Annotated in this window: 3 protein-coding genes; all 3 read left to right on the top strand. The window is 31.8% G+C overall.

The genetic code is table 11. The annotated features are described in order from the left end of the window. A partial coding sequence (locus tag AC2D8I_RS16085; RefSeq protein WP_484707128.1) for a hypothetical protein occupies positions 1-310 on the top strand: 310 nt, incomplete at its 5' end. Between the two features lie 394 nt (positions 311-704). Further along, complete coding sequence (locus tag AC2D8I_RS16090; protein WP_484707129.1) at positions 705-1,256, top strand: DUF6705 family protein; 552 nt, start codon at positions 705-707, stop codon at positions 1,254-1,256. Between the two features lie 394 nt (positions 1,257-1,650). Beyond that, the coding region (locus tag AC2D8I_RS16095; RefSeq protein WP_484707131.1) for a DUF6705 family protein at positions 1,651-2,164 on the top strand (514 nt) is incomplete at its 3' end.

The raw sequence follows: 2,164 nt of genomic DNA on the forward strand, positions 1-2,164 counted from the left end.
TTTTTGGGATGAATTATATGGGAAATATAAATTTATTGATGAAGGTGTTGAAAAAGTAAACGTTTTAACCACAGAGTATTCAGAACCTTATTTAGCCCCTTTTAATATGACTATTTATACTCCAAATAAATATTTACTTGGTATTAAAGATTTGTCCACAGGCAAAGGATACAAAGGTGAATTCATATTAACATCTGCAACCACAGCAACAATGGAATTAAGAATGAATGAAGGAATTAAAATAATAGACCCCAATGTTCCCGATTTACCTTTTTCTATACCCACATCTATGGTGTTAACAAAGCAATAAAAACGAAGCACAATCTGGTACGTTGTAAAAAATAGCAGTTAAGGAGTAAACTTAAAATTTGTTTCTTTTCTGCTATTTCTATTTATAAATCGAAAAGTAACATCAATAATTATGCTACCATCACTGCCTTTCAAAACCTAGCATGGTTCTTTGCAGGAGATGCTGAACGAATAATACGTAGATACAATAGTCAATCCGGAATTAATGAAAATTATTCCAATAGCGTAAACGAAAAAGGGCTTGTAGATTTTCTTAATAACGATTACCATAATCTTGGAATGACACTGTATAGAGGAGCTATTAATGACTTTACATCTTGGGCAAAATTAAAGGGGAGTAATAATAGAAAAAGCGTAAAAGCAAACGATTGTAATTAATTTAAAAAACATAAGAAATGAAAAACTTACTACTATTTATTATTTGTATTTCGGCTTTAAGCTGTAAATCTCAAACCATAATTAACAACGAAAACTTTAGAAACGTACGTATACGAAGTGGTGCTTATATAAAAGATGTTAACCACCACCACGATGCCGTTGTAGGTACCTGGCTTTGGGACAATGGAAATGGCAGTTCTTTTAAACTGGTTATAATAGAAAGAGAAATGTCTCCCGATCCAGTCCCTGGATCTACAATTTTTTGGGATCAATTATATGGGAAATATAAATTTATTGATGAAGGTGTTGAAAAAGTAAACGTTTTAACCACAGAGTATTCAGAACCTTATTTAGCCCCTTTTAGCATGACTATTTATACTCCAAATAAATATTTACTTGTCATTAAAGATTTGTCTACAGGTAAATCATACAAAGGTGAATTCATATTAACATCTGCAACCACAGCAACAATGGAATTAAGAATGACTGAAGGAATTAAAATAATAGCCCCCAATGTTCCCGATTTACCTTTTTCTATACCCACATCTATGGTGTTAACAAAGCAATAAAAACGAAGTACAATCAGGTACGTTGTAAAAAATAGCAGTTAAGGAGTAAACTTAAAATTTGTTTCTTTTCTGCTATTTTTATTTATAAATCGAAAAGTAACATCAATAATTATGCTACCATCACTGCCTTTCAAAACCTAGCATGGTTCTTTGCAGGAGATGCTGAACGAATAATACGTAGATACAATAGTCAATCCGGAATTAATGAAAATTATTCCAATAGCGTAAACGAAAAAGGGCTTGTAGATTTTCTTAATAACGCTTACCATAATCTTGGAATGACACTGTATAGAGGAGCTATTAATGACTTTACATCTTGGGCAAAATTAAAGGGGAGTAATAATAGAAAAAGCGTAAAAGCAAACGATTGTAATTAATTTAAAAAACATAAAAAATGAAAAACTTACTACTATTTATTATTTGTATTTCGGCTTTAAGCTGTAAATCTCAAACCATAATTAACAACGAAAACTTTAGAAACGTACGTATACGAAGTGGCGCTTATATAAAAGATGTTAACAACCACCACGATGCCGTTGTAGGTACCTGGCTTTGGGACAATGGAAATGGCAGTTCTTTTAAACTGGTTATAATAGAAAGAGAAATGTCTCCCGATCCAGTCCCTGGATCTACAATTTTTTGGGATCAATTATATGGGAAATATAAATTTATTGATGAAGGTGTTGAAAAAGTAAACGTTTTAACCACAGAGTATTCAGAACCTTATTTAGCCCCTTTTGGCATGACTATTTATACTCCAAATAAATATTTACTTAGTATTAAAGATTTGTCCACAGGCAAAGCATACAAAGGCGAATTCATATTAACATCTGCAACCACAGCAACAATGGAATTAAGAATGACTGAAGGAATTAAAATAATAGACCCCAATGTTCCCGATTTACCTT

Source organism: Lacinutrix sp. YIN62, from assembly GCF_057219185.1.

Excerpts from the sequence above, each read along its gene's own strand:
- AC2D8I_RS16090 (WP_484707129.1), top strand. The coding sequence starts at position 705 with ATGAAAAACTTACTACTATTTATTATTTGTATTTCGGCTTTAAGCTGT.